This is a genomic window from Leucobacter sp. UCMA 4100 (genome assembly GCF_027853335.1).
Classification (GTDB): domain Bacteria; phylum Actinomycetota; class Actinomycetes; order Actinomycetales; family Microbacteriaceae; genus Leucobacter_A.
In genome coordinates this window covers 241,077-267,527 of sequence record NZ_JAFEUS010000002.1, presented here as the reverse complement: position 1 = coordinate 267,527, position 26,451 = coordinate 241,077, and the positions used below count along the sequence as shown (strand labels likewise).

Genomic DNA, 26,451 nt, shown 5'->3' with positions numbered 1-26,451 from the left:
CCTGGCGAGTAACGAAGTGGCGGCCGTGCAAGAAGAGCAACTAGAACCTGAAGAGACAGCACCGAGTGCCACGGCTGAGGCGAGGGCCGAACGTCATATACCGGTGCCCTCTATTGTCCGTGCCCGTGAGCGCGGGAAGGCCGCATCGCAGCGGCCTCTCGTCCTGCAAACGCAGATGCTCACGAAGGTATACGGCAATCTTGTCGCGGCAAATAATATTTCGATTGAGGCTCGCGAAGGGTCGTTCGTTGGCGTTGTCGGGCCGAACGGCGCAGGCAAGACCACGACCCTGTCGATGATCAGTGGGCTGAACAGGCCCACGAGCGGGCGCGTGCTCGTTGGCGACGTCAACGTTTGGAAGGACGGCCCGGCAGCAAAGCGGCTCATCGGCTCGTTGCCTGACCGACTTCGGCTGTTTGATCGTTTGACCGGTGCTCAGCTCTTGAACTACGCGGGCGTGCTCCAAGGGCTTGACTCGCAGACCGTTGCGAGCCGCGCTGATGACCTTGCTCAGGCATTCGGCCTTGAAGGTGCGCTCGGCCGCGCCGTGCAGAGTTACTCGGCCGGTATGCAGAAAAAGATCGCACTGGCTTGCTCGATGATCCACTCGCCAAAATTGCTTGTTCTCGATGAGCCTTTCGAGACGATTGACCCGGTATCAGCCGCAAACGTGACCGAAATTCTCGAGAAGTTCGTTGAGGGTGGCGGCAGCGTGGTCATGTCGAGTCACAGCCTTGACCTCATTCAGCGTGTTTGCGACCACGTGGTTGTCATTAACGACGGCGATGTTATTGCGCAGGGATCAGTCGATGATGTGCGTGACGGAATGAGTCTCGAAGAGCGTTTTGCGAAGCTCACGCAGCAGAATGAGACCGAGAGGGGGCTCGAATGGTTGCACGGATCTTACGACTCCGAGTAGCCCTGCTCGCGGCCCCATTCACCGGCGGGGCCCGAAACGCTGTGCGCGCGATTATCGCGAGACTGCTGCTGCTCGTGCTTGCGGCGTCACTCGCTGCAGCGCCGATTCTCTTCGCGCAAAATGACGCTCAGGTTCTTGGTCGCTACGACGTGGCCTTTGGGTCTCTGATTCTTCTCGCGGCCTTTCTCATACCGCTCTTTGTGCCGTCGGCCACGATTGACCGTCGGGCGCTACAGCAGTATCCCGCGACGCCAGCACGCGTTGCCCTCGCGTTGCTCGTGACCGCACCCGTGACGTGGATCGGTCTCGCAGCGCTCGTCTGGGTAGGCACGTTCGTCGCGTTGCGCGTTGACATGCTCGAGTGGAACGCGCTCTCGATTCTTTCGCTGGTTGTCGCTCTCGTCTCAATTCCTGTCTACGGGGTCTTCGGGGGTGCGCTTGGCGACCTTGCAGCCAACTCGCAGCGGCTCTCGCTCCTGCGCAAGGGGCTCGGCGTAGCAACGCTCATTTCGGTGTTGCCGCTCGTTCTCATGCTTACAGTGGCGCTTGTGCGAGGTGAAGGTGCGAAGCAACTCGCTGATACCGCGCAAAGCTTTAGCTGGACACCGTTCGGTGCAGCTTTTGCAGTTCTGCACACCGGGGCAGAAGGCATCGACTCGATCGTGCTGCAACTCGGCATTCACGTCGCAATGCTCGCTCTAGCCATTGGCGGAACCATTTCGCTCACGACGGGCCTCATGACCCGCGTTGAACGTCCAGCCCACGGAGCCTCGATGAGTTCTTCGCTCGGGTGGTTTGAATATTTCAGTCAGGGGCCGGCCATGAGCATCGGCGCCAGGTCGCTCACCTACTGGATGCGCGACCCTCGCTATCTCGTCTCGCTCGTTGCGATTCCGGTGATTCCGGTGCTTGTCGTTGGCGTTTTGCTCTTTGCTGGAGTCGATGGCGCGCACCTCGCGCTCATTCCGTTGCCGCTCGTGCTCATCATGGTCGGCTGGATGGTGCACAACGACATTGCAACCGATTCGACGGCATTGTGGATTCACGTTGCGAGCGGCGTGAAAGGATCGCAAGATCGTCTGGGGCGTCTTATCCCGGTCTTCGTGCTCGGAGTGCCCGTGCTCATTCTCGGTGCGAGCATCTCAGTGCTCGTGCTCGGCAACTGGGAAGCGACGCCGGCTGTGATTGCGCTTGGCTTCGTTGCTCTGTGCACGAGTGCAGCCCTCTCGAGCGTGGTCTCAGTCCTTAGCCCGTATCCGACCTCACGCCCGGGCGAAAGCCCATTCGTGCAGCCGGCTTGGCAGGGGGCAGGCGCTGGTTTTGCGCAGACGCTCGCCTTTCTCGGTTCGGCAGTGCTGACCGCTCCGGTGTTCTTCGTGATCTTCGCGAACCCTGAGATTGGATTTGGTCAGAGCCTCATGGTTTTGGTGGGGTCGCTCGTCTACGGTGGCCTGGTGCTTGCTGCTGGCATCGCACTCGGCGGGCTCGTGTACAACCGCCGCAGCTCTGAGCTACTCGCGTTTACCCAGATGTTCGATTAATACACAGCGTTCAAAGGTGAGAGGGCCCGTGGCGTAACACCACGGGCCCTCTCACGTTTGTTCTGAAGACGGCTTGCTATTTGCGCATCTTCTCGTAAATTCGCTTGCAGTCGGGGCAGACCGGAAACTTTTCTGGGTCGCGGTTCGGGGTCCACTTTTTGCCGCATAGGGCGCGCACGGGCTTGCCGGTTACCGCTGACTCAACGATTTTGTCTTTGGGAACGTAGTGAGAAAAGCGCTCATGGTCGCCATCTTCAAGCTGCTCGTCTTTCAGCAGCTCTTCGAGCTCGCGGTCGAGAAGACCGGTGCCGCCTTGAACATCAGAACCAAAACCAATTGCCATGATCGTATTCTACGCCTGAATGTCGCTTGATTGGGTGAAAACCGTGGGAATCGCGGGGTCGCCCCTGGTAAGGCTCAGCGCAACGACTGGGAGCTCGCTCACGGCGCTCTGGTGTCGTACGCGAGCGGCTTCAAGCGCCTCCGTCCCGAGGAACTCTGGCTGCACTTCGCCGTTCACAACGAGATGCTTCATCACTGGCCTCGCTGCGATGGGCTCGTTTTCAGGAGCCTCTCCTGGCTCATCACTCACCACGATCAGTTCTGAGGTCGCTCGGCCGTCAGACCCAATGAGACGGTAGGCACGTTTATTGCCTCCTAGCGTCTGCTTGCCCGTTGAGGCCTTAGCGACCGGCACCCATGATCCATCGTCTTGTTGCCGGGAGACGAGCTTGTACACCATGCCCATCGTGGGTGAACCAGAGCCGACGACCACTGAGGTACCGACGCCGAATGAATCGACGGGGGAGTGCGCGAGGGTTGCAACCGTGAACTCATCGAGATCATTGGTGACCGTGATCTTTGTGCCTGTCGCGCCGAGAGCGTCAAGCTGTTTGCGTACCTGCTGCACGACGATGGGCAGGTCGCCCGAGTCGATGCGAACGGCGCCAAGCTCTGTGCCCGCGACTTCGACCGCGAGCGCGACGCCCTCGGTGATGTTGTAGGTGTCGACGAGGAGCGTCGTGTCAGTGCCGAGAGCCGCGAGCTGGGCCTCGAAAGCCTCGCGTTCGGTGTCGTGCAACAGCGAGAATGAATGAGCGGCCGTGCCCATGGTCGGAACGCCGTAGGTGCGACCCGCTTCGAGGTTCGATGTCGCCGAGAAGCCCGCCAGGTACGCCGAGCGAGCCGCCGCAACCGCCCCGTACTCGCTTGTGCGTCGTGAACCCATCTCAGCAAGCGGTTTACCGCCGGCAGCCTGCGTCATGCGCGAGGCCGCGGTTGCGATGGCTGAGTCGTGGTTCAGGATACTGAGCGCGAAGGTCTCGAGCATAACGCCCTCGGCGAAGGTCGACTCGACGGTTAAGAGGGGCGAGCCTGGAAAGAATACTTCGCCTTCGGGGTAGCCCCAGATGTCGCCCGAGAAGCGATAATTCGCGAGCCAATCGAGGGTCTGAGCCGAGAGGAACCCCTGGCTACGAAGCCACTCGAGTTCGTCATCGCCAAAGCGAAAGTTCGCGAGTTGCTCAAGAAAGCGACCGGTGCCGGCAACGACGCCGTAGCGCCTGGCGCCCTTGAGGCTGCGCGAGAAAAGTTCGAAGACACACTGTCGGTCGGCGGTGCCAGCACGCAGGGCGGCATCGACCATGGTGAGTTCATAGTGATCGGTGAGAAGAGCGACTGAATCATGCACAGTGCCAGCTTATCTCGCACCGGCTAGTATTGAAGACGATGAACGACGATGAGTTAGACGATTACGAACGCGATGCCGAGCTCGCGCTCTTTCGCGAGTACCGTGATGTGGTGAGCCAGTTTCGCTATGTTGTTGAAACAGAGCGCCGTTTTTACCTTGCGAACGAGGTTAACGTCACGAGGCAAGACGCGGGCAGCGACTTTTACTTCGAGGTACAGATGCAAGACGTGTGGGTGTGGGACGTTTTTCGCGCCGACCGCTTTGTCACCTCGGTGAAGGTGATGACGTTTAAAGATGTGAACGTCGAAGAGCTGAACGCACGCGAGTTTAAGCTGCCGAACGAGCTGAAGGTCGAAGACTAACCGCGCCAAGGAGCGGTAGCAATGCACGGGTCTCGTTGTGAACGAGACCCGTGCATTTGTGGCGGATCCAGAAGCGATCTCAGGTCTGGTTCTTCGTTCACAGTCATGTTTGTATGCATGGTCGCCCCACCTTTGTTGAGAACTCTGCTGTGCCACCCGCCGACCCCGAGACTGGTCTCGGAGGTAACGCATGGCTCACAACATCGTTCGAGAGACAGACTCAGAAAAAGCCCAGTCCCTGCCATATGCAGGGGCTGTTTCAGGAACGCAAAAGCCGGCTCGGGCACAGACCATTGGTGCGCGAGGTGAGGCGATTGCTTGTCGCTACCTTGAATCGCTTGGCTACGACATCGTTGAACGAAACTGGCGAGTGAAGACTGGCGAGATCGATATCATCGCGCTGCAAGGTCGAACCGCCGTGGCGGTTGAGGTGAAAACCCGCAGTGGCACAGGGTATGGGCCTCCACTCGAGGCGATCACGTATCTGAAGGCTATGCGTCTTCGACGGTTACTGGCACAGTGGTTGCGAACGCATCCCGAGGGCTGGCATAGCTGTCGAGTAGACGGCATTGGTATTACGCTGCGCGGCCAGCAGCCACCAAAAATCGAGCATGTTGAGGGTATCTCGTGAGCGGCGTGGTGCAGGTCGCTGCGATGGCGCTGCTCGGCACCGATGGTACCCCCGTGACCGTGGAAGCAGGATCTGCCCGCAGGCTGCCTGGCATCGCGATCGTCGGGCTTCCTGACGCTGCACTCGGCGAGGCAAAGCAACGCGTTCGGCATGCGGCGGCTGCCCAGGGGCTGCAACTCAGCGACCGTTTTATTCTTGTCAATTTACAGCCGGCAGAACTCCCGAAGCATGGCTCGGGGTTTGATCTCGCGATTGCGCTTGCAGTGCTCGCTGTTTCTGGGGTCGTGCGAAGTGAGCGGCTTTCCAATACCGTGCATATCGGTGAGCTTGGCCTTGACGGCACAGTACGAAGACCACGCGGCCTTCTGGCTGCGGTGATTGCCGCGAAAACGGCGGGGTTCTCTGCCGTAATGGTTCCTGCCGAAGGGGCTGCAGAGGCATCACTCGTGAACGGCATGACCGTGATCGGGGTAGCGACGCTTTCGGCCGCAGTCACATGGCATCGTGGTGAAATCGACGATGCGACGCCTCTGTCTCCTGGCGAAGCAACGGCCCTCCAGATTGAGGCGACGCATGTGCATGATGGCCAAACGAACGGGCTGAACCATGATGACCGCCGAGCCGTCGACATGAGTGAGGTGATCGGTCAGCAGGTCGCAATTGAGGCGCTCACCATTGCTGCAGCAGGGCGGCATCACGTGCATTTTGTTGGCCCTCCGGGCGTAGTCACTTAAGTGATTACGTGGTGCGTCGGAGCTTCGAGCATGAGGAGATGGGCTTCGATCTCTTCCGCCGAGGTGCACCGTGTCTGGATGTCTGACCACCAGCGGCTCTGGTTCGCGGCATAGGGTCCGTAGCGCCCCTCATTCATCCGCGACCTGGTCACGACCAACCCGTGTCGGGCGCGCGAGAGCATGACCAGCAGCACTCGCTGCTCTTCAAGGAGAGAGTCGCCCTCGCTGCTCCTCTTGTCAGGCAGGTGACCAGCTTCAAGTCCGACGACGAAAACCCAGTCGAACTGCTGGCCCTTGCCGGTGTGCGCGTTGAGCAGGTGGACGCCAGGGCCTACTGCTGCTTTGGGATCGGCGGTCCTGATCGCCTTCACTGCCGCCCTGGCCGTGCCCGCATCGCGCCGGCCAAGTGCGTCGAACGCGTCGTCGATCAACTCGCGTGCGTCGACGTCTGCTGGATCCACGGAGTCCAGAACGGCGAGCCGCGCCTCAGCCAGCGTGGCTCCGCGCGGCAGCCTCGCCACAGTGGCCTTGATGAGCGCCACGACCTCGGGATCGTGAACCGCAAGGTCCCAACGGCGGACCGGATACGGCATCTCGCGATCGAACACGCCATGGATCGCAGAGTTTCGCCACTTGCTCCGAATGATGATGCCGACAGATGCCTCGGGCGCTTTCTCCAAGATGGACCCGACCAGACGAAGCAGTGTGTCGGCCTCTGCGTCACGGTCCTGGAACACGAGGGCCCCAGAGCAACCTCCGTCGGGCCATTCGTCTGGCCGTGCGGCGACCAACGCGGACCCAGGATCTACGAGCTCGCTGATGGAGTTGACTGTTTCGAGGACCTTCGGCGAGGAGCGGTAGGACTCATGGAGTCTGATCGGCTCGCCACAGGTGCGCCGAAGCTCAGCCTCGACCTCGGTGGGTGCTGCTCCAGCCCACGAGAAGATGCCCTGGAGGGGGTCCCCAGCGAAGGTCCGCCTGTTCGTGCAGCTCAGCATGGCCAGGTCGAGTTGTTGCGATGAGAGGTCCTGGAACTCGTCGACGAGCACCGCGCCGAAGTGCGCCTGGTAGAGACGGGCGACAGCTGGGATGCGAAGCAGACGCTGCGCATGGCGGAGGAGGTCCTCATAGTGCAGCTGGTTCGCCGATTGGCGCGACCGCTCAACCTTCTCGGCGAGCACCACAGCTTGGCCCCGGTCCCGCCTTTGTAGTGCTTCCAGCACCTCAGCATCCGAGAGCGGGCCGCGCTTGACTTCGGCCAAGACTTTCTCCGCGGCGTACATCTCCTCGCCGCCTCCCGCGGCTTCCATCGCGCGCCGCATCGTGCGCGTCTTCGGCAGCTCGAGCGTCTCCATTGTCAGGCCGATGGTTCTGCCGTGAGCAAGGATGACCTGTGTAGCGAAGCCGTGGAGGTTGCGGACGACGACCTGACGTCGAGTCCGCGCGTTCCCGAGTACTGAACGCAGGCGCTCCTCCATGTTCGCGCGGGCACGCTTGGTGAATGTCAGGGCGAGCACGCGCTGGTTCGGCTCGAGAAGCTGGAGCTGGTGAGCAGCCCGATGTGCCAGAACCTCGGTCTTGCCGCAGCCGGGCGGGGCGATGATGAGCAGGTGGTCATTCGCGGAGGTGGCGGCCGCAAGTTGCTCCGCACTGAGCTCGAACGCCGTCACTGCTGGCTCAAGTCGTCCAGCACACGCAGGAGGCGTGCCACGCTTCCGATTTCCTCGGCAGTCTCCGCATTCAGAACGTCAGCGATGCAGGTTGCCGCCTCGACCTTTCCCTTGTCTCGGCAAAATACGGCTACCGCTTCAGGAGTGATCGCATCGACAGAGTCACACTCAGCCGACATCAGGATTCCTTGTTCACGGCAGAATCCACCATCGATGAGCGCTTTCGCCGCGGAGGGGCCGCCGAGCGCTCGTGTGTACTCGTCCTCGAGATCAGCGTCGGATATGAAGATCTTCTTGTCGATGATGTGCTTAGGCTTGCCCTTGAACGCGCCGATCCACTTGCCGCTCTCCTTCTCGTCCACCAGGCCGAGCAGAGTCGGGCCGAAGCCGTCGGGCCCCAGCAGCGGGAAGACGTTCGTGAACTTGTCGGCCCCGTCGAGCTCCACGACGACCGCGCCGAGCCGGTCGAGATCGATGCCGAGTTCCTTGGCCACCGCCTCGACGATGATCCGGTCGGCGTTGCCCTCGACCAGGACAACGAACCTAGCGGTCAGCGCTTCTAAGAGACGCGGCGACCACCAATGGGCTCGCACTTTCTCGACCTTCGAGAGCTTCGTGTCGCTGATCTGCCAACACTTTCCGTGTCGATCCACCGCGATGACCTCCGAAGGCTCGAACCGGTGGAGCACGTATGGCGAGTGCGTGACGATGATCTTCTGGTTCCCTTCACCGCTCAAGAGGTCCGCTGCCGTCCTCTGGCTGGTGGGATGAAGGTGGATCTCCGGCTCATCGATCGCGAGGACGTTGGCTGTTCCCTCCGCCAGGTCGAAGAGCGTCATCGACATGAGCTGCCGCACACCGTCCGACTGCTCCGTCAGGGAGACCTGTCCGTCATCGCGGTTGAGGAAGATCGACACGTCCTGGAGCACGTCGCTAGATGGGTCCGTGACGCTTCTGACCGAGAAGTCATCCTTCTCGACGACGCGTGGCATCGCGCGGCTCAGATGACCAGCGACACGGCCCAAGAGCTCTCCAACGGATTCGTTGCCCGCCAGTTCTTCATTGAACTGGTCGAGGATCGTCTTCAAGCTGTCCTCGTTGGTGCCGAGGTCCGCGGCTGCCAGGAGAGTCCGGACGGGGCTGCGTGAACCTTCCATCATCGAGGCTCCTCGGGTCGCCTTCAGATAGCGCCAACCAAAGGCCTCGAGTTGCTCTCGGCTGGGCGCTCGTTCGTGGCCGCTCTCGGGAAACCATCGACGAATCGTCACGGACTCTTCGTCCTCGGGGTCCGCCTCCACCGCCATCTGCACCCAGAGGTACTCACTCGTGAGGTCCTCAGCGATGCTGATCTCGGAGGGGAAGCATCGACGGTTCTCGTCCGTGAATTCCGTCCACATGGCGTTGACGACGAGCTGTTGCTCAGTGTCCCTCAGGTCGCCAGGAGTCAGCGCTTGGTAGACGCCGGCGGTGCTCGTTCCTAGAAGCAGGTTCAGCATCCGCAGGATCGAAGACTTGCCGACGTCGTTCGCGCCCACGATGACTGCGTGCCGACGGATGTCGAGGCCAAGATCCTGGATCCGACTGTGATTGGAGATGGCGATTTTGGAGAGACGCAAAGTCAATTCCCTTCAGCTCTGGATCGAGCCTCTGCCTCGATCGACACTCTTCTACTCATCCTGAAGTATGCGTGACGTTCACGGTTCAGTATCCGCTGACGCGCTGTGCGCCGACCCCCGGATGGTGCAGATCCCGGAGTACACGAAGGACGTCGTAGACGGCTCGCTCGGCCTCGACGGCGTCGCGGATGAACTGAGGCTCATTCTCCTCGGCGATGAAGGCACGGAGCTCTTCGTCCGATTTCTTGACTCGACGCTTCCACATCTCGGGCACACGACACTGGTGGTCTGCATCCGCCCGAACGCCAGGGCGCGTCGCCAGCGGAGACCGCGCCATGCGATCCGATGTCGGACCCTCCAAGTGTCGACTCTTAAATGACTAGATGAGAAGCAGGTCGGAACGGTGTTCGCGGGTAACGAATCGGTAACGACTTTGGGTGATTTGGCCTAGAGTCCCCGTTTGGTCGTCGATCTGGATTCCGACCGGCACGGGGAACGCATGACTCCCGACTCCCCGGCCATCCAGACCCTCCTCGCTCGCCCTGTCTCCGCTCATGTAGTGCGGGCAGCAAGCAGTCACCTAGCCCGCACTGTGGCGACTCGTCCTCTTCGAGGGCAAGGGAGCCAGCGAAGCGCTCCCGCGGCAGCCCCGTTCGCTGGTGTGATGCGATCAGATGACAACCGTTTTCACTCGAAGGGGAATGAGCGAGGTTGCGCCGGATCTCTCGGCAGTTGATCGTTTGAGGGCGGGCGGAGCCGATGTGACTCGACGTCGAAGGCCGCCGGGGAGAGCCTCCCCGGCGGCCTTCGATGTCCCGCAATGAGTGCCTGCGCGCCCCTACCCCTGCTGATAGCCGACGTACGGAAGCAGCACCAGGCCGCTGTCGCTGGTTACGCCAGTCGGAGCGGGCATGTCGAGACGCTCCTCCTCGCCTGTGTCCGTAATCAGATAGAAGCGGTCGCCCTCGTCGGCCTCGTAGCGGATACCGTCCGAAGCGCGGACAACCTGCTTGCCTCCGTTCAGGCCTTCCACCTCCGCGAACCCGTATGCCTGGAGGGCCTCCTCCTCGTAATCAGAGGAATGGCCGCTGCTCAAGAGCTCAAGCCCCGCCGGGGTGAGTTTGGTTGACATTCGACAATCGACAGGCGCATCTCCCTGAGTGCCGCCCCCGTTTTCCGTGGAAACAATTTCCCCCTTCTGCGTGGCGACGTTCACCCGCACGATTGACGATTCGCACTCCTCTGGTGAGGACGCACTGCCATACACCTGGAGGTAGACGGTGTCGGGCTCGCTTGGGGAGGCGGTCACGTCGCGCATCTCGAAATCCCGGTCTCCGACGATGGGCTCGATGTCGACGTCCCACGGCTCGACACCGCCGTCAGTTTCGAGCTGATCGAGGATCGGATAGACCGTCAGGGATCGCTCCGAGTTCTCCGAGAAGCCGACAGCCCAGCTCCAATCAGGCGCGAAATCCGCTAGCTCGTCCCCAGCGCCATCGCCGGCCAACGGCAGGTTCTCTACGGCGTACGCCCCTGCCTCCGCGTCGTACACCGACGCGGACATGTCGGAGAGCACCAAGATCGAGCTGTCGGCGGGCTCCCACGGTGCTGCCGATTGGGTAGGCGCTGGGTCTACCTCAGGACCGCCTGCGTCGCCGCCGTCGCTGCACCCTGCCAGCGCTAGCGCAAGCACGGCCACTGCGCCCACCCCTGCCGTGTAGTTCTTTGCCATCGCAGTCCTTTCGATTGTTCGTTGCAGCATGCAGACAACAGCACGCTATCAAACTGGACTGGTGCGAGTGGACTCACTTGCATGGACGGCCGACGACGCGCGCCGCTTGGGAAGCAGTATTAAGCGCCTCAGAGAAGCGCGCGGACTGACGCAAGAGCAGGTTGCGTACACCGCTGGCCTCACCCGCGCGCATTACGCGCTGATTGAGACCGGGCAGTCGTCGTCCAGGCGAGCGGGTACGCACGCGAACCCGAAACTTTCCACGGTGGCCGCCATCGCTGCGGTGCTCGACATACCCATGACCGAACTGTATGACTTTGGTGCTGAGCCCCACTCGCAAGCAGCACAGACGGCCCGCACGATCCTAGATCCTGGTCCACACCCCATCGAAGGCGGCAGCCCTTCCCGATGAGGCCTTTCGACGGAGGCCGTGAGAGCGACCCTCGGGCGTGTCCACACCTCGACCCCGAGAGCGCAGCGCAGTCTGTCATGACACGATCAATAGAAAACCGTTCTCAACCAGGGAGGAAACACGATGGCCGACGACGCTCGGGTAACTATCCTCGGGGTGGCAGACGACGGGTCTGCGGCGCTGTACTACTACGGGGCCACGCGCACCGGTTCCGATGTCTCGCTCACGCCCCAGGGCTCCGACGAGCATCCCACCACGGAGAGCGCGCGGGCGGTGATCGACAGGGCGCGCGATGCTGTGAGCGATTACACCGCTGGCCCTGACCTCTCGCAGCTCGCGGCCACCGACGCCGACCGCTACCGGCAGACAGAAGCGAAGCTGCTCGCTGCGGCGAAGAAGGACACGCCGATCCCGGGAGGGCTCAACGCTCTGCTCATGGTGGCCCCGTTCCTCGAATCGGAGACCCAGGGCGCTGCCGTCCTGGAACCGGATGATGCATCGGGGCTTTTCGTAGACGAGCGCATCAGTGGGTTCGGCGTGGATGCGGCATCACTGCCCTCGTTGCCCAGCGGTACGGCTCCCAACCTCATTCTGATCTCGACGTGAAGGTGTGAGAAGGGGGCCACGAATCTGGGTTCGTGGCCCCCTTCTCTTGCCCGGTCTACCTGGTCACCAGGCGGTACAGCGGCCAGACGACGAGGACGATGAGGAGTATCGCCTCCTCGATGAAGTTCAGGCGATGGCTTACTTCTGAGAACGACGAGTAGAGGATGACTGCGAGGGCGAGTACGGCGCGGGCGGGCCGGTCCGCGCGTCTGCCCAGGAACCAGACCCCAACCAGGCCGACCGCCGCGTGCAGCAGGATCGCCAGCGGCCCCATCGCTAGGGAAGCGTCTCCCCACTTTGTGGGTTCCAGTGCGCCATCCCAGGCGTGTAGGAAGCGAGCGACCGCGCCTGCGACGATGAGCGCTCCGCCGATGGAGAGGAACCAGCGGAGTGGGTGTACTACGCGCTCGGTTGATCGCGCTGCCGGGGTCGTGGGCGTCGCCGCGGTAGTGCGGCGCTCGTCCCGTCCCGGCGTGGGTGAGCACTGCGCGGGCTCCGAATGGGGTGGTGCCGGGGGCGTCTCTGGCTGCGGGCTGGCCTGGCTGGGTGTGCCGGTGCCGCCCGCGAGTAGGAGGTCACGAGCGGCGTTCACGCGCACGGCCTCGGTGGCGCGTCGCGCGGCGTCGTCGCCGTCTGTGGCGAGGTCGGGGTGAGTCGCCTGGATGCGCGCGCGGTAGGCGCGTTTGACCTCGTCCGGGGTCGCTGCGGGCGCCAGGCCAAGGGTGTTGAGCGCTTCTACAAGCGTCACGGGGGTCTCCCTTTCTCAGGCGGCGCGCCCGCGCCCGAGCCCGCGGCGGCGTGACTGTACGCGGTCGCGCTCCTGGGCGAGCTGCTGCGTCTGGCGACGCTGTGCGATCTGGCGGTCTCGGGCATCGTCACGGGCATGGCGCTGGTCACGCTCACGCATGCGCAGGGCCATCTCGTCCTGCTGCTCGCGTGGCAGGCTCGGGTGGCGCTTGGCCACCCATTCCCGCTCTGCATCGGAGACCGGCTGAGAGACCACGCGGACCGGCTCGGCGGTGTTGCTGCGGTGCATTGCAGTGGCCAACGACTCTGCTGCCTCGGTCTCGTCGGCTCCGCCGACCACGAGAATCCGGTTCTCCTGACGCCCACGGCTGACCGACGGATAGACCATGTGCCGGTCCACATGCGGGGACTTCGCGTCATGGATGTACAGTGCCCGGTCCACGGTTGCCCCCTGCGCCTTGTGGCTGGTGCTGCTGTAGGCGAGGGAGAGCTTTCCCTCGTTAAGGTCCTTCCGGGTCATCGACGTCTTGAACGTTCGTCCGCGCTCGTCGGTCATCTGCACGGTGACGCCACCACGCGCACTCACGGCGACTACCTCGCCAGTCATGCCGTTGCGTAGGCCACGGCGGGTGTCGTTCTGCCGCACCATGACCGGCTCACCCTTCTGCGCCTGCTGGGTCTGGCCCTCGCCCAGGTCGAGCGTCGCGGTCTTCGCATCGGCTCGCATCGCCTTGTCGTCCGGGTCCGCGATGCGCCGTTCCTGGATGCGCTGTGCCACCTGCACCTGCTGGGCGCGAGTCGCGGTGAGCACGAGGGTGTCCTGGTCGCCGCGGCGGCTCATGTACCAGTCGGCTGCCTGTTCTGCGGCGAGGTCCATATCGGCGCGCTTGTCGGAGGCTTCCGCACGACCGTCTGCGATAGCGCGGGACACGTCTTCGTCACCGATGTGGCCCACACGCCCCTGTGCCCGGTAGGTGTCCACCAGTGCTCGGGCCGCATCGTGGGTCTCGGCGGTGTCGGTGTAGTCGAGCCCGCGCATCGAGAGCTGGGCTTCGCGCTCCCATTCCTGCCGTGCCCGGCGCGTCTCAGCGAGCTGCACGGGCTGCACCTCGTCCAGCAGGGCGCGGTATGCGCCTGAACGTCCGATACCGCCGAGTTGCGCGGTGTCACCCACCATGACGAGTTGGACGTTGCGGTGCTCGCGGGCATAGTCCAGTAGACGCCCGAGGTGCTGGTTGTTCGTCATCGCGGCTTCGTCCACGATGATGACCTGCGGCCTGTCGTGGTCGATCTTGACCACGGTTTCGGGCTGCTCGGCTGCCTCCGCGATGAGTTGCGTGCGCCATTGGTGCAGCTCCGAGCGATCTCCGATGTCTGTCCACCGGGCGAGCTTGTCCATCTGCTCGACGTGAGAACGGGTCTGCTGGGTGAGCTTTGCATCGGCCTTCGTCGGCAGGGACTCGACCCAACGCGCCATCTCGCGCTCTGCCTTCTCACGCTGCCGGTCGGTCTTGGCTTCGCGCTGGTGCATGCGGATCGTGTGATAGTCGTCGGCCTGCTCAGCGGTGAGGCCCTGCCCCCAGTAGCCCGACTCGAAAACTCCCTTGGAATGGTGGGGGTTGTCTTCGTCGGCGGCGCGCATCGTCGCCTTCTGGAAACTCATGGCGCGATCCGCGCCGATTTCAGCGGCAAGATCGGCGGCGGTGTCTGTCTGCGTGGACAGGACCGTGACCTGCGCCCCCGCCCCATGGGCCAGCTCCGCAATCGTCTCCGCGACGCGGCTCTTGCCGCCGCCGGCGGGGCCGTCGCAGGTGATGAGTCGCTGCCCGGTGAGATACGCGCCCACGAGCTGTTCCTGGTCCTCCGAGACCCTATGTGAGTTCACAACCGTGGCGGCGGCCCTCAGATTCGTTTCTCTGATCGCGGGCACGGTGTCGTCCGCGAGCTGCTGCCCGGTCGCCACGATGTGCTGCTGCTCCTGCACGATCTCGGAAGTCGTGAACCTCCGCGTTTTCTCCGCCCAGCGGTCGCCTACCCGCTCGGCTTCCTCGCGCTCCTGCATCAGGACCGCGCCACGGGTGAGGTAGTCGTCCACGGTCTCGGCAATCTCGGATGTACTCACACCTGTCGGGGCCAGATGAAGGGCGGCCGCGTGCGCTTCCTTAGTGGAGAACGCTGCGGCATCCTTCGTGAGGTGCTCGGCCAGTTCGGCGGTGAACCGGGCCTGCTCGACCTCGCCCCACTCGGCCACAGGAGCGTGCTGTGCCTGCTGTGTGGCGGCCTGTGCTCCGCCGAGCAGGCGTGCCCCGTCCGGGGTGGTCGGGTCTGCTGCCCAGCGCTCGCGTGCGACGTGCTCGGGCTCCTCCGCCTTCGAGACGCGGGTGTCCAGTGCAGCGGCTTGCGGAGTGGTCCCCGAATCCAGCCATTGCCCGTAGACCTCGGCGCGGCGCGTCTCGGCGTCGGTGAGGGCCTCGCCTGCCTCGAGGGCCTGGTGCGACTCCTTGAACAGGTGGCGGGCACTGCCCATGACCTGTTCCAGGCGTTCCTTCTCCTGCGTGCGCTCGGTGATCGTCTCGTTGATCGCGTTACGGCGTGAGCTGTAGCGCTCGATGAGTTGCGGGGCGATGCCGGGGACCACGGTGCGCTGTCCCTTCTCGTCCAGCTCCAGGCCCACGCCGACCTCTTGGCGCAGGTTCGCGTCTAGGGCTCGCAGGTAGCTCGCGTTGATCGCGGCAGACGCTCCATGCCACGCCTGGGAGTCCATGGTGGTGCGGCGTCCGTCCTCGTTGCTGACAACGTAGGCGGAGACGAGGGTGTGGGTGTGGAGCTGAGGGTCGCCTGCCCGAGATGTCATCTCGGTGATCTGCGCCGCTTCGGTCAGCTCGGCCGCCTGATGGACCACGCCGTCCTTACCGCGCCGGGCCACGACCGCCCCGTTTTCCTGCGCCCAGTCCAACGCTTGCGCGGCAGCCTCCTGATGCGCTCGGATGACGGCCTCGGCGGTCCGATCATCGCAGAACGCGGCCAGCAGCGAGACGCCCTTGGGAGCGCTCAGCGTCGTGTCGAAAGCGGTCACGGCATTCTCGTTCCGCTCCGGTGCTGCCCACACCTGCCGGGCGTAGTCGGCAGCATCGCCGGTTAGCTCTGCGCCGGTCTCGGGGTGCAGTCCCGCACGCATCGAGGCGAGAACGTTGGGTGTTATCTCGCCCGTGTACCCGGCGAGCTTCGCGGCCTTCTTGATCTCCTGCGGTGCTGGGTCTCCTAGGTTCTGCCCTGCCTCGTCCGCGCCCAAGAACAGCGCCTCCAACTGCGTCCCGGTGATCGCTTCTCCGGCACGGTCGCCGCGAATCCAAACACGTCGCCCGTCCGGGTCGGCGTCGTCCGCGGCGTAGTAGGCGGTGGCCCCGGCGACGCGATCCGAGGCGATAGCGGCACGCTCCTTCACCTCCGCTCTGTCCGGGTCTCTGCCATCGTGCATAGCTTCCTCGCGGGCCACTTGGATGCGTGCGAGCATCATCAGCTCGTCCGCGGACTTGTCCGCGTGTTCGGGGTCCATCGCGAGGTCAGCGACTCTCTCCGACGCCTTGTTCGCGTAGTAGTCGGCCAAGGCCTTCGCCTGGCCCGCCTTGATGGTTGCAATTGATGCGGCCACTGCCGTCCTCCTCAAATCGTCCCTCCTGGCACCGTGCCGAGGAGTTGTGTGGACGTATGAGGACCGTGTGCGCGAACGCTGGCCGTGCAAGCCGCCGCAGGCGGATGCCAGCGTGTGTAGAGAAAAAGAGGGGCTAGAGGAGGAATGGGGCTGAGAGCCAGGAGACGAGAGAAATGGGCCGTATCTGACTGGTGGAGGGCAAAGAGGAGGGACCTGAATCGAAGCGTGACTAAGGAGGGGTTGTGTAGTCATACAGCGCTCTAACGGTCTGGGGAGTCATCGGCACGGTGCAGATGACGAAAGACCAACCGAAGGAGTCATCATCATCTCCACGACTAGGACCCTGAGCGTCCATCCCCAGACTCGACGGGCTGCGCAGATCGCAGCCGCGCGAGCATCACAACGTCTGCACCTCTCGGTGGGTGATGCGCTGGACACGCTGGCGCAGACTCGCCCCGAGCTGACCGCCATCCCGCCACTGGATTCGCGACGGGTGACCATCGTCGCGACTGCTTCACCAGACACCTGGACACAGCTCGACGCCCTGCGCGCCACGCAGACGCTCACCTGGGACCACCTGGTGCGCGCCGCACTCGACCTGCACAAAGCAGGAGGTGACGCACGATGAAGAAGCCCTGGCGCTACATCTGGTGGGCCGTGATCGCAGCCGCAGTCTTCGCCGCGGGCGACGAGCTGTACGCAGCCGTCCGGTTCGGTGCTCCCATTGACTGGTCCCTGATGCGTCTAGCAGGCATCGTGATCGTCGCCCAGTGCGTCATCTACGCCGTAAAGCACCCCGGCAAGGCGCGCAAGCTCAGCGCGAAGATGGCCGGCCTCATCTGTCGCGGCGTACGCGTCGTGTTCGCCGGGCTCTCGTTGCTAGCGAGCAAGGCCCATGCCGCCGTAACGAAGCGCACCGCCGACAAGGAGGTGCTCGATGAGTTGGACTGATCTTCTTCTGTGGCTCCTCACTGGCACTGTCCTCCTCTGCATCGGTGTTGTGATCGCGTGGTGGACGCATCGGCGACGTATCGCAGCACGCGAGGCTAAGCGGGCGCAGCACACGGTGAGCGGATCGCGCGATATGCTCGGCCAGCGTGAAATCGCCGTGCGCCAGATGACGCGCGAGGACCGCATCGTGTTCGGTTGCCTCGTGGATGTCGCCAGTGAGCCGGTGATGACGGATCGCCTCGTCATGGACGACACCGATGCGCCTGTCGAAGTGCTGGGCGCGCCCGGCTCGGGCAAGAGCATCGCGGCACTGTCTCCGGCCATCGTGCGCCATCGAGGCCCCGCGCTCGTATCCACCACCAAGACAGACCTAGCACGCGGCACCATCGGGGCACGTGCGATTACCACGGCGCCCGTCATTTTCGACCCGGCTGCGGATCTGGCAAAGTCACCGGCGCTGCGAGATCAGGTACGCGTGTGGACGCCGATCACCGAGGGCGTCACATGGGCGCGCGCTCAGCGTACCTCTCACGCGATGCTCACCGCGGTTAAGGGCGCCGAGCAGGGTGGTCAGCAGGCGTTCTTCGTCACCCACTCGACCATTGTTGTCGCGGCGCTGCTCGTCTATCTCCGCGCGCGTCCCGGCAGCAGCCTGCTCGACCTCATCAAGCAGGTGAAGAAACTCGGCGGCAACAATAGCGGTGCTGACGATGGACCGGACGCCTGGGACAGTCTGCTGCACGACCTCGAAGCGGAGCAGGCCAACTACGCTGACGCTGCTGAGCTGGGCGAGGACGCGGCTGTGACGATGAGCGCCGCCCTGGAGCAGGCGCAGTTGGCGTTGGGTCTGACAGCCGCTGCGGCGCGAGCGGAGGAGACGCGCGCAGGCATCCTCGGCTCGGTCGCCCAGGTCATCGAGGGCCTGATCCTCGCCGGTAGCGTCGTCCGCCAGTCCTGGGATGACAAGACTACGCTGCGACTGGACACCATGCCCGAGATGCACACCCTGTATCTGATCTGCCCCACGCCGGACTATCGGCCTCTCACGAACGCTTTGCTGGGCGCGTACGTCGAGGAGCTGCAACGGCGGGCATCGGCCCACGGGGGCGCGCTGCCCGTGCAGCACCTCGTAGTCCTGGATGAGCTGGTGCACTGCACACCGCACCGCGACCTGCAATCGTGGGCGGCCAACCTCGCCCGCTCCGCCCGCGTGAAATTCCTGCTCTGCACCCAGTCGGTCTCCGACCTCATCGGCGTCTACGGGCGCGAGGGCGCGGCCTCCATCCGCAACGCCTGCTCGGGCGGACACGTCCTATTCGCCGCCACGACCGACTCTGAGACCCTGCGTGCGTACAGTGAGCTGGCGGGCAAGCGAGAACTTGTGCAGGAACAGTCCGTGAGCATCTCGGTCACTAAGTCCAACAACTACTCCGGGGCTGTTAAGGGGATGCTGCGTGACGGGTCGAGCACGTCCAAGACCACACAGCGCTCCCGCAACCTCGTGGAAAAGGACGCGGCCACCCCGGCGCGGTTGGCCGCCATGCAGACGTTCCATGCGCTCGTCTGGTTGCCAGGCCGCCCGGATGTGCCCGGCGGCACCGTGCAGGTCCGAGCGACCCCCTTGTTCGAGGACCCGGACCTGATGGCCGCCGCTCAGGGTGACCGCGCCGCTCTGGCTCGCGTCCAGCGCCTACCCGACACGTCCGCCTGGGAGACGGCATCACCGGGGCCCCGTTTGGTCGAGGAAGAGGACGAGTTGGGCGAGGCCGCATAGCGCTCACGGTCAAGGGCACCGCCTGGGACTCAGGCGGTGCCCTACCCGAGGAGAACACCCGATGCCCACCACAGAACTCGCACCCGTTGACACCGCCATCTATCACGCTGCCGATCAAGCGTACGACGCACTGCGTGCCGCATCCCTGCGCGTGCCCGGACTCATCACCGCTGCTATCGAGCGCGGGGACCGGACGGCCACTGCGGACCTGGCGAAGCGCCTACGGGACATCGAGAAGTCGGCTGCACGACTGCGCGAAATGCTGTACCCGACCGCGGTTGTGTCCGATCCGCTGCCCAGCACAGTGGAGGAGTGGGCGTAGCCCCTCCTTAGCCTGGATCCACCGATAAATTTGGTGTGAGTTCGGCGGTTTAACTGAAGAAGTGCCTTTTGACCTGGAATAATAGTAGTTGTTCACGCCACTATTTCTAGGATCAGAAAGGCACCTCTGAGATGCTATTCAATCACAGTGCTGCTGGTATTGCCTATTCGTTTGATGAACCGAATCTCGTGTCGTCGGCTGGGCTTGCTCCCGTGTTGCGGTTGGCGCAGTCTGCGGGGCTGAAACGTTTAGCTGATGAGTGGATCACGGTGGCTAATACTGGGGCCGATAAGGGGCTCTTCACGAACGAGGGTGTAGTCGAGGTCTGAAACCGCCGGCTTCGAGCAGACTCCTGTCGATGTAGTGCCTCAGGTTCCGGAACCCAAGCGCGATCCCGCGCAGATGCTCGAGTCGGCCATTGATCGCCTCCGTCGGGCCGTTGCTGGTCCCGGGCCGATCGAAATAGCCGAGGACGTCAGCGGCTCGTTGCTTGAGCGTACGAGCGAGCTTGCGGACCTCGACCAGCTGCACGGGCACCCCCGTGGAGATCCGGTCGATCGTGTGCTGCAGGAAGAACCTCCCCAGCCCGCGGTCCGTCTCCCGATACGCGGTGATCATGTCCTGATACACACCCCAGGTCGCTTCAACCTCGACATGGCGCTGGTCGGCGAACACCTCCTCGAGTCGCGCATGCTGCTTCTCGGTGAGAAGACCCGCTCCTGTCAGCAGAGTCCGGCGGACCCGGTAGAGCGGATCACCAGTCCTACCCCGACGACCGAACACATCGCGCTGAACACGGCGCCGACAGTTCTCCAGCGCGTCCCCGGTAAGCCGGATCACATGGAATGGATCCATGATCGGAGCAGCGTCGGGAAGCTCTTCGGCGGCGGCGGTCTTGAACCCAGTGAATCCGTCCATCGCAACGACCTCGATCCCGTTCTGCCACTGCTGCGGGCGTGCAGCCAGCCACCGCTTGAAGACTGCTTTGGAGCGGCCTTCGACCATGTCCAGCAGCCGGGCAGGTCCGGTCTTCTCACGCACCGGGGTCAGATCGATGATCACGGTCACGTACTTGTCGCCACGCTTCGTGTGGCGCCACACGTGCTCGTCGACACCGATCGTGGTGACACCGTCGAAGCGGTGGGGGTCATCGATCAGTTGTCGTGTGCCTTCAGCGAGGATCGCGTCGTTCGCGGCCGACCATGACACGGCCAGTCCTGGGCTCTTCCGGTTTCAGAGTGCGTTGACTCGGTTCGATAGCTGTCCGGAGTGGAGCAGGCAGCGTAGTACGTAGTGCCCGAAGTTCCTGAAACCCAGGCCGATACCTCGCAGATGCTCGAGGCGTCCGTTGATCGCCTCGACCGGACCGTTCGATGCGCCTCCACGTTCGAAGAACGCCAGCACCTGCGCCCGTTTCCGCCACAGCGTCCTGCCTAGTTGAGCAAGCTCTTCAAGTCCGTGCGGCAGGCCCCTGCGCAACTGGTCGATCACCTTCTGCATGAGCCGCCTGCCGGTCTTCCGGTCGGGATGCTGATAGGCATCGATGACGTCCTGATAGACCAGGTACGTCACCTCCAAAGCGATGTGATCGTCGTGCTCGGCCCACAGCCGCTCCAGCCGGTCTGTGCCCCTCTTGTTCAGCAGAGATCGCCTTGTCAGCAGAGTCCGTCGTCCCTGATAGAGGAGGTCTTTCTTCCGGCCGCGATGTCCATGGATGTGCTGCTGCAAGCGTTGTCTGCAGGCGGTGAGCTTCTGCCCGGCGAGCTGGACGACGTGGAAGGGATCCATCAAGGGTACGGATTCCGGCAGCGACTCCGTGGTCGCGGTGTGGTAGCCGGCGAACCCATCCATCGTGACGACCTTGACCCCGTCGCGGAATGCTGGGGAGCGCTCCTGCAGCCAGGTGGTCACGACTCTGGCTGAGCGTCCCGCTTTGACATCGAGCAGACGTGCTCGGCCGGTCCCGTCGATGAGTGGAGTCAGGTCCACGAAGATCGTTGCGAAGGAATCTTTGCCCTGTCCGCGTACGTGCTTCCAGCAGTGCTCATCGATCCCGAGGACCCGGACTCCCGCCAGATGGTCAGGATGGGCGTAGATCAGCGATTTCGCTGCGTTGGTGGCCAGGTGGTTGACGAGGTCCCAGCCCAGTCCGAGGGCTCTGCTGATCGTTGAGATGCTCATCTGGTCGTGGATGAGGCGTTTCAGGATCCAGGTCGTGGCTCGATTCGTGGTCTTCGCTCCTGGTTCGGCGGCGTCGAGTTGGTGTTGGAAGATCGTGCGTCGGCACTGGGCGTGAACGCACTGGTAGCGAGGCAGACGTACGTGCAGACGGGTGGGGTGGCCGGTGATGGGAACGTCTGTCAGGTGACGGATGACGTGATCACGCAGCTGTCCTTCTGCGCCGCAGTCGGGGCAGTAGCCGAGGGGTTCTCGTGGTGTGGCTTCGATGACGGTGACGTCCTCGCCGGTGATGTGGGCGCCGGTGATGTGGACGCCGAGTTCGAGGGTGCGGCAGATGACATCGGCTACCGGACACGACACGGATGAGGAGGTAGATTGCATGGTGCGGCCTTGGGTGAGAGACGAGTTGAGGAACTTCTATCTTCGCCCAAGGTCGCTTCTCATTCATCACCGAGACCCGGCAAGCAGGGACCGCTCACGCACTCTAGAACCGGAAGAGCCCCAGTCCTGCCGCGACGCGGGAGATGGACAGATGGTCCACCACGAGTCCTTCCAGTCCCCATCGCAGACCGCCGCGGGAGATCTTTGCCCGCGGCGGCGCCGCTGCGGTCGTGTCCTGGCGCCACACCCGGCCGCATCCTGAGCACTTGTAACGACGCACGCGGATCAGCAGCGTCGTGGGTCGGTGTCCGAAGGGTTCGTGCGCGAGCCTGCGCACCACCGTGTCCCGTGGCGTCCCCTCACATCCGCAGTGCTGGCACCACTGGTCTGGTTCAACGACTCGGCATTGGAGCAGCGCTCGGTCGGGTTCCAGGTGTTGTCCGACGGCTTGGAGACCGAGCTCGTCGAGGCGGCAGAACGTGGTCAGGCAGGGCGCATCAAAAGTAGGGTGGGACATGTCGAGGTCTTCCGGATGGGCAGTGTAGGAACTTCCATCTTCAGGGAGACCTCGACTCCTACACGGACAGCGACGCGCTCAACGGACTACACCCTCGTTCGAGAAGAGCCTCAAAACCCCTGCAATTCAAGCGCTGGGAACCCAGGAATAAGAAATCTTGCCGACGCAGAACGAATCTGAGTGGCGATGGAAGAAAAGGAACGTACCTCATGAAAAAGAGCCGGAAAGAAATCGGAACCGAACTCGCCCTTCTTGACGCAGAAATCGCTGCTCATCCATTTGCCTCGGAGCCTGTGAAAGCCGCACACGCCATCATCGAACAACACGGTGAAGAAAACAAAGAGATCATCCAGCAACAGCTTGCCGAGCAGAACCTTCCCAGCCTTGACGAGGTGGGCAAGCTGACAGCGAAACACACCTTCTCGTGGTGGAAGCTGCACCGAGCGCGAAAGAAGTTGATCGCGAAGATCGAACGTCTCGGATAACCGGCTCTTCGTAATTGAGGGTGTAGACCCCAGGTGCTGAAGGCCGGGTCGTGTCGCTCCACGGATAGACGTCGAGGTCTCCCGATGATGGAAGTTCTCACACACTCCATCCGGAAGACCTCGACATGTCCCAGCCTAGCTTCACGAGCCCCGATCTCGACGCGTTCTGCCTCCTCAACACCCTCAACCTGACCGTCACCGGGCAAGCGGTCGATACCGATCAAGCAGTCCTGGAATGCCGCACCACCACCGAGTTCCCGGACTCCTGGTGCCGGGAGTGCGGGGCCGAAGGCGTCCCCCGCGGAACCACGGTGCGCAGGCTTGTCCACGTCCCGCTCGGCTGGCGCCCCACGATCCTGCACGTGCGCGTGCGCCGCTACCGGTGCCCGACCTGCACACGGGTCTGGCGGGAAGACCTCACCCAGATCGCCGCGCCACGGGCGAAGCTGTCACGGCCGGCCGTGCTGTGGGCGCTGAAATGCCTCGTCATCGACAGGATGTCCATCAGCCGCATCGCTGCGGGCCTGGGCGCAGCGTGGCACACCGTCAACACCGCGATCCTCGCCACCGGCCAACAGCTGCTGGTCGATGACCCCAGCAGGTTCGACGGTGTCCGGGTCCTCGGGGTCGATGAGCATGTGTGGCGGCATACCCCGTTCGGCAGCAAGTACGTCACTGTCATCACCGATCTCACCCCGATCCGCGACAAGACCGGTCCCTCCCGCCTGCTGGACATCGTTGAGGGCCGATCGAAGAAGGTCTTCAAGACCTGGCTGGCCGCCCAATCGCAGACATTCCGTCACGGTATTGAGGACGTCGCGATGGATGGCTTCGCCGGCTACAAGTCAGCCGCGGCCGAAGAACTGCCCGACGCCACCCCGGTGATGGATCCGTTCCACGTCGTGGCTCTGGCTGGTGGTGCTGTAGAGCGGTGTCGGCAGCGGGTCCAACAGGAGACACTCGGGCACCGGGGCCGGTCCGGGGATCCGCTCTATGGCATCCGTCGCATCCTGCTCACCGGCGCGAACCTGCTCACCAGCAAGCAGACCGATCGACTCGAAGCTGTGCTCGCTGTCGAGGAACACACACAAGTCGATGTCACGTGGTGGGTCTACCAGCGCATCGTGGCCGCGTACCGCGACCCCGACCGCACTCGCGGCAGAGACCGACTGCGGGCGGTCATCGCGAGTCTCTCGGCAGGAGTCCCTGCAGCGCTGGTAGAGCTGACGACGCTGGGGCGAACGCTGAAACGCAGAGCCGCTGATGTGCTCGCCTACTTCGACCGGCCTGGCACAAGCAACGGGCCGACGGAGGCGATCAACGGCCGGCTCGAGCATCTGCGAGGCACCGCGCTGGGGTTCCGGAATCTGGGCCACTACCTGCTGCGGGCACTGCTGGACGCCGGAGGATTCAGACCGCATCTACACTCTCATTTGCGATGAGCCCGATAAGGGTGCGAATCCAGGGACGAAGATCACGTCGCTGGTCGCTGGGATGGCTGCTGGTGCCGACAGCATCGATGACATGGATCTGCTGCGGCATGGTGGGATGAAATCATTGTTCCATCGGGTGTATGCGCCCTCAACACTGGGCTCACACCTGCGCGAATACACGCATGGGCATGTGAAACAATTAGCCGCAGTCGCTTCCAGGTTTCTGACCAACCTGAGTGACCACACGGACTTGTTGCCGGTCAGGTCACCGGATGGCACCGGTGGTGACATGGTCTTTGTCGACGTGGATGACACGGTTATTGAAGTCTTTTCGCCCAACAAACACGGTGCTGGAATCGGCTATAACAAACTGCGCGGCCTCAACGGATTGACCGCCACGATTTCCACAGCCAAAGCAGCACCGCTGGTGCTTGGTCAGCAGTTACGCAAAGGGGCAGCTCATTCGGTGCGAGGCGCTGACAAATTAGTCAGTGACAGCCTGGCCACTGCCAAACGCATCATCGATCCCGATACCCCTGTGTTGGCGCGGTTTGATTCGGCCTTTTATAGTGCCAACGTCGCCAAAGCAGTCCGCGCGGCTGGAGTCCACTACTCAGTGACCCTGCCCCAAAACGCTGCCGTGAAGAAAGCTATTGCTCACATCCCGGCCGAGGCCTGGAGAGGGATCAATTACCCACAGGCGATCTATGACGACGAAACGGGTCGATGGATCTCTGATGCGCAGGTGGCTGAAATTGATTTCACCGCCTTCTCGTCCAAAGCCCAAGAGGAGCAACTGGCTGGCCGGTTGGTGGTCCGCCGCATCCCGGAACTCAATACCACCAAACTGGCAGCCGCTCAAGGCCAGCTGTTTGACACGTTCCGTTATCACGCCTTCTTTACTACCGTCGAACAATCTGTCTTGGATACGGTGGCTGCAGACAAAGTCCACCGTCAACATGCCGTCGTCGAGCAGGTTTTTGCTGATCTCAAAGCCGGGCCATTAGCCCACATGCCCTCCGGGCGGTTTTATGCCAACGCGGCCTGGCTAGTCATCGCGGCCATCAGCCACAATCTGCTGCGAGCAGCAGGCAGTGTTGCCGGTGGCAAGCTGGTCAATGCCAGAACGGTCAGCCTGCGCCAGAAACTGGTCAATATTCCCGCCCGGATTGCGCATCGGGCTCGCAAACTGATCCTGCATTTACCTACGCACTGGAAATGGGCCACCGCCTTTGACCGGCTATGGCACAACACGCTGAGCCCACCACAGCTGGCCACACCGTGACCACCCAGCCCGAAAAGGGGCGCCCGGCCGAGCAGCAGAAAGGAATGCTCGGAAACCCATCAGTGGACACAACCGGTGCCAGGCCGGGAGACATCAACGACCCCAAAACGCTCAACCGCGCACCATCGATTCCTCAGCGTCGCAACTGCACATCGCTTATCTAATCGGTGGATCCAGGTTTAGTTTCACCGGCCAAAATCGCAGCCTGACCATACTGTTTGGGCAGAGCCTACCACCGCACTTAGCATGTCAATCTCTTGGTTTGGCGTTACAGTCATGGTTCACGGGAGATGCATCGTCGGCTCGAAGTTATGCGTTGATAGATCTGTAGGGGGCTGGAAGGATCGTGCCGGTTCGGGCTTGGGCTGGGTGAAAGCCGGGTCGCACTACGGGAGCAAGCTAAGGTTGACAGACTCAGCAACTCAGCAGTGCAGGAGGATGCTTCCCGGGGCGCGGATGTCGAGCTCTGTATTGCTGATGCTTGCGTGCCTGGCGAAGATGCACCCCGCAGGATGACCTGGCGGAGGTGGCTTTTGTGCAACATGACGGCAACACAGATACTTGGTTATTCACCGCCGGAATGAGTAGCGCAAGCGAGTTTCCAGTGCGCCTCTACGACACGGAGGGCGTCGTGCTCTCCGACACGGCGGCCGCCCCGGCGAAGCGACGGTCCTAGTGGGGCACTGACGGGGCCACTATCAAGTCTATTTCCGGCTCATTACCGCAGTTCAGTAGCGTCGGGATCGGGCCCGGTCTGCACCGGGAGGGCGGCTCTGGCGTCAAACTGGTGAATTAACAATACGAAGCTGC

General features: G+C 63.0%; 23 protein-coding genes and 3 pseudogenes. 15 read left to right on the top strand and 11 right to left on the bottom strand.

Features of this window, described 5'->3' with window-relative positions:
* The first annotated feature begins 103 nt into the window (after positions 1 to 103).
* Both JSO19_RS01455 and JSO19_RS01450 read left to right on the top strand, forming a co-directional pair.
* On the top strand, positions 104 to 919 hold the full coding sequence (locus tag JSO19_RS01455) for an ABC transporter ATP-binding protein (protein ID WP_270909254.1): 816 nt from the start codon (positions 104 to 106) through the stop codon (positions 917 to 919).
* Positions 889 to 2,460 carry a hypothetical protein gene (locus tag JSO19_RS01450; RefSeq protein ID WP_270909252.1) on the top strand — a complete coding sequence of 524 codons (1,572 nt, stop codon included), beginning with the start codon at positions 889 to 891 and terminating at the stop codon, positions 2,458 to 2,460. The genes JSO19_RS01455 and JSO19_RS01450 overlap by 31 nt, the downstream gene beginning before the upstream one ends.
* A 76-nt stretch (positions 2,461 to 2,536) precedes the next feature.
* Here the strand turns inward: JSO19_RS01450 and JSO19_RS01445 are convergent, their stop codons facing one another.
* Positions 2,537 to 2,803: a DUF3039 domain-containing protein gene (locus JSO19_RS01445; RefSeq protein ID WP_270909250.1), complete on the bottom strand. Its 267-nt coding sequence runs from the start codon at positions 2,801 to 2,803 to the stop codon at positions 2,537 to 2,539.
* 9 nt (positions 2,804 to 2,812) lie between these two features.
* Positions 2,813 to 4,150 carry a nicotinate phosphoribosyltransferase gene (locus JSO19_RS01440; RefSeq protein WP_270909248.1) on the bottom strand — a complete coding sequence of 446 codons (1,338 nt, stop codon included), beginning with the start codon at positions 4,148 to 4,150 and terminating at the stop codon, positions 2,813 to 2,815.
* Positions 4,151 to 4,188: 38 nt separating this feature from the next.
* Between JSO19_RS01440 and JSO19_RS01435 the strand changes: the two genes are divergently transcribed.
* From JSO19_RS01435 to JSO19_RS01425, 3 genes are all read left to right on the top strand, one after another.
* Positions 4,189 to 4,512 carry a DUF2469 family protein gene (locus tag JSO19_RS01435; RefSeq protein WP_217131910.1) on the top strand — a complete coding sequence of 108 codons (324 nt, stop codon included), beginning with the start codon at positions 4,189 to 4,191 and terminating at the stop codon, positions 4,510 to 4,512.
* A gap of 190 nt (positions 4,513 to 4,702) precedes the next feature.
* On the top strand, positions 4,703 to 5,143 hold the full coding sequence (locus JSO19_RS01430; protein ID WP_270909245.1) for a YraN family protein: 441 nt from the start codon (positions 4,703 to 4,705) through the stop codon (positions 5,141 to 5,143).
* Positions 5,140 to 5,877 carry a magnesium chelatase domain-containing protein gene (locus JSO19_RS01425; protein WP_270909243.1) on the top strand — a complete coding sequence of 246 codons (738 nt, stop codon included), beginning with the start codon at positions 5,140 to 5,142 and terminating at the stop codon, positions 5,875 to 5,877. Before JSO19_RS01430 ends, JSO19_RS01425 begins: the two co-directional genes overlap by 4 nt.
* Here the strand turns inward: JSO19_RS01425 and JSO19_RS01420 are convergent.
* The 4 genes from JSO19_RS01420 to JSO19_RS01405 all read right to left on the bottom strand — a co-directional run bounded on the left by JSO19_RS01420 (position 5,874) and on the right by JSO19_RS01405 (position 10,895).
* Positions 5,874 to 7,547 carry a UvrD-helicase domain-containing protein gene (locus JSO19_RS01420; protein WP_087008332.1) on the bottom strand — a complete coding sequence of 558 codons (1,674 nt, stop codon included), beginning with the start codon at positions 7,545 to 7,547 and terminating at the stop codon, positions 5,874 to 5,876. The genes JSO19_RS01425 and JSO19_RS01420 overlap by 4 nt on opposite strands.
* Positions 7,544 to 9,163 (bottom strand): ATP-dependent nuclease, encoded by a 1,620-nt coding sequence (locus tag JSO19_RS01415; RefSeq protein WP_087008379.1) that lies wholly within the window; start codon positions 9,161 to 9,163, stop codon positions 7,544 to 7,546. The genes JSO19_RS01420 and JSO19_RS01415 overlap by 4 nt, the downstream gene beginning before the upstream one ends.
* Positions 9,164 to 9,248: 85 nt before the next feature.
* Positions 9,249 to 9,437, bottom strand: a complete 189-nt coding sequence (locus JSO19_RS01410; protein WP_270909239.1) for a hypothetical protein — start codon at positions 9,435 to 9,437, stop codon at positions 9,249 to 9,251.
* Positions 9,438 to 10,001: 564 nt separating this feature from the next.
* Positions 10,002 to 10,895 (bottom strand): hypothetical protein, encoded by an 894-nt coding sequence (locus JSO19_RS01405; RefSeq protein WP_140400691.1) that lies wholly within the window; start codon positions 10,893 to 10,895, stop codon positions 10,002 to 10,004.
* Between the two features lie 67 nt (positions 10,896 to 10,962).
* Between JSO19_RS01405 and JSO19_RS01400 the strand changes: the two genes are divergently transcribed.
* Complete coding sequence (locus JSO19_RS01400; protein ID WP_270909237.1) at positions 10,963 to 11,307, top strand: helix-turn-helix transcriptional regulator; 345 nt, start codon at positions 10,963 to 10,965, stop codon at positions 11,305 to 11,307.
* A 123-nt stretch (positions 11,308 to 11,430) separates the two neighbouring features.
* Positions 11,431 to 11,913: a hypothetical protein gene (locus JSO19_RS01395; protein ID WP_087008323.1), complete on the top strand. Its 483-nt coding sequence runs from the start codon at positions 11,431 to 11,433 to the stop codon at positions 11,911 to 11,913.
* 55 nt (positions 11,914 to 11,968) lie between these two features.
* On the opposite strand, the gene JSO19_RS01390 is transcribed toward JSO19_RS01395, so the two are convergent.
* Positions 11,969 to 12,661, bottom strand: a complete 693-nt coding sequence (locus tag JSO19_RS01390; RefSeq protein ID WP_140400690.1) for a J domain-containing protein — start codon at positions 12,659 to 12,661, stop codon at positions 11,969 to 11,971.
* A gap of 15 nt (positions 12,662 to 12,676) precedes the next feature.
* The gene (mobF, locus tag JSO19_RS01385; protein WP_176386828.1) at positions 12,677 to 16,312 is read right to left on the bottom strand and encodes a MobF family relaxase; all 3,636 of its coding nucleotides are present in this window, start codon (positions 16,310 to 16,312) and stop codon (positions 12,677 to 12,679) included.
* A 493-nt stretch (positions 16,313 to 16,805) separates the two neighbouring features.
* Here mobF and JSO19_RS01380 point away from each other — a divergent pair, with 493 nt between their 5' ends.
* The 4 genes from JSO19_RS01380 (at position 16,806) to JSO19_RS01365 (ending at position 19,359) form a co-directional block, all read left to right on the top strand.
* Positions 16,806 to 16,940: a hypothetical protein gene (locus JSO19_RS01380; RefSeq protein ID WP_270909236.1), complete on the top strand. Its 135-nt coding sequence runs from the start codon at positions 16,806 to 16,808 to the stop codon at positions 16,938 to 16,940.
* Complete coding sequence (locus JSO19_RS01375; protein ID WP_087008316.1) at positions 16,937 to 17,263, top strand: hypothetical protein; 327 nt, start codon at positions 16,937 to 16,939, stop codon at positions 17,261 to 17,263. The genes JSO19_RS01380 and JSO19_RS01375 overlap by 4 nt, the downstream gene beginning before the upstream one ends.
* Entirely contained in the window at positions 17,250 to 19,037 is a 1,788-nt protein-coding gene (locus JSO19_RS01370) for a type IV secretory system conjugative DNA transfer family protein (protein ID WP_087008314.1), read from the top strand. The genes JSO19_RS01375 and JSO19_RS01370 overlap by 14 nt, the downstream gene beginning before the upstream one ends.
* A 61-nt stretch (positions 19,038 to 19,098) precedes the next feature.
* Entirely contained in the window at positions 19,099 to 19,359 is a 261-nt protein-coding gene (locus tag JSO19_RS01365; protein WP_087008312.1) for a hypothetical protein, read from the top strand.
* 300 nt (positions 19,360 to 19,659) lie between these two features.
* On the opposite strand, the pseudogene JSO19_RS01360 reads toward JSO19_RS01365, so the two are convergent.
* From JSO19_RS01360 to JSO19_RS01350, 3 genes and pseudogenes are all read right to left on the bottom strand, one after another.
* A pseudogene (locus JSO19_RS01360) lies at positions 19,660 to 20,589 on the bottom strand (ISL3 family transposase); the annotation flags it as partial.
* Between the two features lie 3 nt (positions 20,590 to 20,592).
* Positions 20,593 to 21,921 carry an ISL3 family transposase gene (locus tag JSO19_RS01355; protein WP_270909235.1) on the bottom strand — a complete coding sequence of 443 codons (1,329 nt, stop codon included), beginning with the start codon at positions 21,919 to 21,921 and terminating at the stop codon, positions 20,593 to 20,595.
* Between the two features lie 115 nt (positions 21,922 to 22,036).
* A pseudogene (locus JSO19_RS01350) lies at positions 22,037 to 22,438 on the bottom strand (transposase family protein); the annotation flags it as partial.
* A gap of 209 nt (positions 22,439 to 22,647) precedes the next feature.
* On the opposite strand from JSO19_RS01350, the gene JSO19_RS01345 reads away from it, so the two are divergent.
* The 4 genes and pseudogenes from JSO19_RS01345 to JSO19_RS01330 all read left to right on the top strand — a co-directional run bounded on the left by JSO19_RS01345 (position 22,648) and on the right by JSO19_RS01330 (position 25,805).
* Entirely contained in the window at positions 22,648 to 22,923 is a 276-nt protein-coding gene (locus tag JSO19_RS01345; protein ID WP_190247105.1) for a hypothetical protein, read from the top strand.
* A 125-nt stretch (positions 22,924 to 23,048) separates the two neighbouring features.
* Positions 23,049 to 24,365: an ISL3 family transposase gene (locus JSO19_RS01340; RefSeq protein WP_270909234.1), complete on the top strand. Its 1,317-nt coding sequence runs from the start codon at positions 23,049 to 23,051 to the stop codon at positions 24,363 to 24,365.
* Positions 24,325 to 25,641, top strand: a pseudogene (locus JSO19_RS01335) (IS1380 family transposase); the annotation flags it as partial. The gene JSO19_RS01340 and the pseudogene JSO19_RS01335, both read left to right, overlap by 41 nt.
* Positions 25,638 to 25,805, top strand: coding sequence for a hypothetical protein (locus JSO19_RS01330; protein ID WP_270909233.1), 168 nt, complete (start codon positions 25,638 to 25,640; stop codon positions 25,803 to 25,805). The pseudogene JSO19_RS01335 and the gene JSO19_RS01330, both read left to right, overlap by 4 nt.
* Positions 25,806 to 26,451 lie beyond the last annotated feature (646 nt).